The sequence below is a fragment of the Cupriavidus basilensis genome, from assembly GCF_029335485.1.
In the GTDB taxonomy this organism is placed as follows: domain Bacteria; phylum Pseudomonadota; class Gammaproteobacteria; order Burkholderiales; family Burkholderiaceae; genus Cupriavidus; species Cupriavidus basilensis_E.
Genome location: NZ_JARJLM010000368.1, coordinates 1 through 4,394, shown reverse-complemented (window position 1 = coordinate 4,394; position 4,394 = coordinate 1). Strand labels below are relative to the sequence as shown.

Annotated in this window: 4 protein-coding genes; 2 read left to right on the top strand and 2 right to left on the bottom strand. The window is 68.0% G+C overall.

The features are described 5' to 3' along the window. Positions 1 to 77 precede the first annotated feature (77 nt). The gene (locus P3W85_RS22000) at positions 78 to 1,334 is read left to right on the top strand and encodes an MFS transporter (RefSeq protein ID WP_276266340.1); all 1,257 of its coding nucleotides are present in this window, start codon (positions 78 to 80) and stop codon (positions 1,332 to 1,334) included. Between the two features lie 323 nt (positions 1,335 to 1,657). Here P3W85_RS22000 and P3W85_RS21995 read toward each other — a convergent pair whose 3' ends face one another. Continuing rightward, positions 1,658 to 2,971, bottom strand: a complete 1,314-nt coding sequence (locus P3W85_RS21995; RefSeq protein ID WP_276266339.1) for a M20/M25/M40 family metallo-hydrolase — start codon at positions 2,969 to 2,971, stop codon at positions 1,658 to 1,660. 245 nt (positions 2,972 to 3,216) lie between these two features. After that, positions 3,217 to 3,822 carry a MarR family winged helix-turn-helix transcriptional regulator gene (locus P3W85_RS21990; RefSeq protein WP_276266338.1) on the bottom strand — a complete coding sequence of 202 codons (606 nt, stop codon included), beginning with the start codon at positions 3,820 to 3,822 and terminating at the stop codon, positions 3,217 to 3,219. Between the two features lie 154 nt (positions 3,823 to 3,976). On the opposite strand from P3W85_RS21990, the gene P3W85_RS21985 reads away from it, so the two are divergent. Beyond that, a partial coding sequence (locus P3W85_RS21985; RefSeq protein WP_430869594.1) for an EamA family transporter occupies positions 3,977 to 4,394 on the top strand: 418 nt, incomplete at its 3' end.

Here is a 4,394-nt window from a genome sequence, read left to right as displayed (position 1 = left end):
CGCAGGACAGGCGGGATCGCGCCATTTAGGATGGGCGCCAGCCTTCCCCCATGGTCTTTTGAGCCCCCGTTTCCATCATGAGCACCCGCATCGATACCGCGCCCGGCGGCGCCAACGCCTCGCCGCAGGGCCAGGCCCAGAGTCTCCACAGTACGCAGTCGGCCGAGCGGACCGGCTTTCGCGTGCTGGGAGCGATCAGCTTTTCGCATTTCCTCAACGACATGATCCAGTCGCTGATCCTGGCCATCTATCCGATGCTCAAGGGCGGCTTCAACCTGAGTTTCACCCAGATCGGCCTGCTCACGCTGACCTACCAGATCACCGCCTCGCTGCTGCAGCCGGTGGTCGGCCTGTACACCGACAAGCATCCCAAGCCGCAATCGCTGTCGATCGGCATGGGCTTTACGCTGTGCGGCTTGCTGCTGCTGTCGGTGGCGCCTACCTATGGCGTGCTGCTGGTGGCGGCCGCGCTGGTGGGCACCGGGTCGTCGATCTTCCATCCGGAGTCGTCGCGCGTGGCGCGCATGGCGTCGGGCGGCCAGCACGGGCTGGCGCAATCGATCTTCCAGGTCGGCGGCAACGCGGGCAGCGCCACCGGGCCGTTGCTGGCGGCGTGGATCGTGCACCAGCAGAGCAGCGTGGCGTGGTTCTCGCTGGCGGCCTTGCTGGCGATCGCCGTGCTGTGGCAGATCGGCGGCTGGTACGGCCGCGAGCTGGCGCATACCACCCGCAAGCGCAAGGCCGCCACCACGCAGGCGCCGCTGCCGCGCCGGGTCGTGGTACGGGCCATGGTGGTGCTGATGGCGCTGGTGTTCTCCAAGTATTTCTACATGGCGAGCCTGAACACCTATTACACCTTCTACCTGATGGAGCGCTTTGGCCTGACCCGGCAAAGCGCGCAGATCTACCTGTTCGTGTTCCTGTTCGCGGTGGCTGCCGGCACCATCCTGGGCGGCCCCATCGGCGACCGCATCGGCCGCAAGCGCGTGATCTGGGCGTCGATCCTTGGCGTGGCGCCGTTCACGCTGATGCTGCCGCATGCCGACCTGTTCTGGACCGGCGTGCTGTCCTTCATCATCGGCTTCATCCTGGCTTCGGCCTTCTCGGCCATCCTGGTGTTCGCGCAGGAACTGATCCCGGGCAAGGTGGGCATGGTGTCCGGCCTGTTCTTTGGCTTTGCCTTCGGCATGGGCGGCATCGGCGCCGCGGTGCTGGGCAAGCTGGCCGATGCGCATGGCATCGAGTCGGTCTACCGCTTGTGCGCCTATCTGCCGCTGCTGGGGCTGCTCGCCGTCTTCCTGCCCGACCTTGGCGGGCGGAAGAAGCCAGCCTGACTGCATCGCCGGCGCGCGCGGCCTCGATCAGCGCGCTGAGCGCGAGAAACCTGGTTTCACGGTTGATCTCGGCGATGCTGGAAATCCTGGCGTCGGCGATAACGCCGACGTGGTGGGACAGCTCGGCGATGCGGTCGGCGCTCGCCATACGGTATTTCCCATTCAGTTCAACTGACCCGGCAGGGGCTGGGCGTGTGCTGTGGGGCTGGCCGCACCATGTCTGTTGCTTCCCCGCTCCTGTGTGGAGACAGAGGCGAGAAACGTGCCAGATTCGCATGGAGCGCCCCTGGTGCAGCCCCGCGAAGCTGGCGCCGCCGCTGGGTTCAGCGGCCGGTCTTGTCCTGCGATACGTCCATGATCATGCGGGTGAGCAGGTACAGGCGCGGCGTGACCGAGTTGAGGTCGACGTACTCCGCATCGTTGGAATGCGCGCCAAAGCCGCGCAGGCCGAAGCGCTCGATCACCGGCGCCTTGGTGGCGGCCGCGGCAAAGGCCGCATCGGTGCCGCCGCCCTCGGCGGCGTCGTACACCGCCAGCTTCTCGCCGATCTCGGCATATACGCCTTGCGCGTGCGCGGCCAGCTTGCGCGCGGCCTCGGTGACTTCCAGCGGCGGCCGGCGGCGCTCGAATTTCACCTCCACCCTGGTGTCCGGAATCAGCTGCTTCTTCACGCGCTCCTGCAGGGTGCGCTCCAGGCCGTCGTAGTCGGCGGTGCGCAGCACCCGCACATCGGCCTGGGCCGTGGCGACGGCGGGAATCACATTGCGGTTGGTGCCGGCGGCGGAGATCGTCCAGTTCACCTTGAGGCCGGTGTCCGGGTTGGACAGGTCGCGCATCTGCAGGATCTGGTGCGAGAGTTCGTACAGCGCGTTGCGGCCCTGCTCGGGCGCGCCGCCGGCGTGCGAGGCCTTGCCGTGCACGGTCAGCGAGATCGCGCCGATGCCGCTGGTGGCGAGCGAGAGGCGGTCGCCGTTCACGCGGGTGGCCTCGCAGGAGAACACGGCATCCTGCTGGCTGCCCATCCTGGTCAGCATGGCGCGCGCGCCGGGCGAGCTGATTTCCTCGTCGCCGTTGATCAGCACGGTCAGGGTGCCGTAGTCCTTGAAGCCCATCTTCTGCAGGATGGCCACGGTATGCAGGATCACCGCAACGCCGTTCTTGTCGTCGGCGATGCCCAGGCCGTAGGCGCGCTCGCCGTCGACGCGGAAGGGCTGCTGGGCCAGCATGCCGCGCAGGTAGACCGTGTCCATATGGCCGATCAGCATGATGTTGCGCTTGCCCGTGCCCTTGAACTGCGCCATCACCATCTTGCCCACCTGTTTGGGCGTGTCCTCCATGCGGTAGATCCCGGTGGGCTCGATCAACTGCGCGTCGCCGCCCAGCGCGGCCAGCCGGTCGCGGATCAGCGCGGCGATGCGGTCCAGGCCTTCGATGTCCTTGCTGCCCGACTCGATCGACACCAGGTCCTTGAGGGTGGCGATCAGCGCGGGCTTTTCCTGCTGGGCGAGCTGGTAGGCGGGCTCCACCGGCGCGGCGTGCGCGGCGGCGGCGCAGAGCAGGGCGGCGACGGCGGCCGCGGACCTCAGGGCGCACGGCAGGGAAAGCGCGCTGGTGCGCGGACGAAGGTTCAGATGCATGCGGGAGTCTCCGGAAAGGTCAGGGGGGCAAACTGGGCAGGCGCCGTGCCGGTGCCCGCAGGCACGGCTGCGCCAGGACAAAAACGGGAAGCGAAAGGTGGCGGCGGCGGTGCGCGCAGGCGGACGGCCAGCATGGAAGGCGGGCATGGAAGACGGGACAAGCAGCAGGGCTCGTGCCAGGTGTGGCGCCTGCGTGGCCCGCGCCCTGGCTGGGCTATCGCCTTGCCCGGCAGCTCCAGGCATCCTCATTGACCGAGCGGCTCGAAGCCCTGCAACCATCGCCGCAGCAGGCCGGCCAGCTGCTTGCGCTCGGCAGCCGACAGCCGCGCCAGCAGGCGGTGCTCGTTGGCCACATGCACCTCCAGCGCATGGTCGATGCGCGTGCGGCCGTCCTGCGTCAGTTCGATCAGCAGCCCGCGCCGGTCTTCCGGATTGGGGCAGCGGCGCACCAGCCCGGCGCGTTCGAGATGGTCGATGCGGTTGGTCATGGTGCCCGAGGTGATCATCAGCGAGTCGATCAGCGCACCCGGCGACAGCGCATAAGGCGGCCCCGAGCGGCGCAGCGTGGCCAGCACATCGAATTCCCAGCTGTTCAGGCCGGTCGGCGCCAGCGCCGCTTCCACGGCGCGATCGGTATGGCGCGCCAGCCGCCAGACACGGCCGATGATGCCCATCGGCGCGGCATCCAGGTCCGGACGCTCGCGTGCCCACTGGGCGAGGATGCGATCGACGCGGTCGCCGTCGGCCCCTGTGGCCGGGGCCGGCTGGCCGGCTGGTGGCGGATCGCCGTCGCCGGCCGCAGGGGCGGGCGCTGTTGCGCCGTGCGCTTTGGGTTTGCCGCGGATGGCCATGGTGTGTGCTGCGCTTGATTCTGGATGGCAAGAATCTTGACATCAAGGCTTTCCCTTCGTAAAGTGGTTTTTATATCTTGATATCAAGATTCTTTTCATGAAGAAAACATAAGAGAGCATGAGAGAACATGAGAACCCATAAAGGCACGACGGCATGAAGCCCGACGCCCACCCCGCAACGCCGGCATTGCCCATGCGTCCGCCGGCTCCGCCGGCCCGGCCATCCGCCCCGGCGCAGGCGCAGGCGCAGGTACGCACCGCGGACGTGCTGCTGACCGCTTCCGCCCCGCTGGTCTGGGGCAGTACCTACCTGATCACCAGTCAGTGGCTGCCGCCGGGCCAGCCGCTGCTGTCCGGCGTGATCCGCGCGCTGCCCGCCGGGCTGGCGATGCTGGCGTGGAGCCGGCAGTTGCCGCGCGGCGGCTGGTGGTGGAAGGCGGCGGTGCTGGGCGTGCTCAATATCGGCCTGTTCCAGGCCATGCTGTTCATTGCCGCCTATCGCCTGCCGGGCGGGGTGGCGGCTACGGTGGGCGCGATCCAGCCTTTGCTGGTGGTATTGCTGGCCTGGCTTC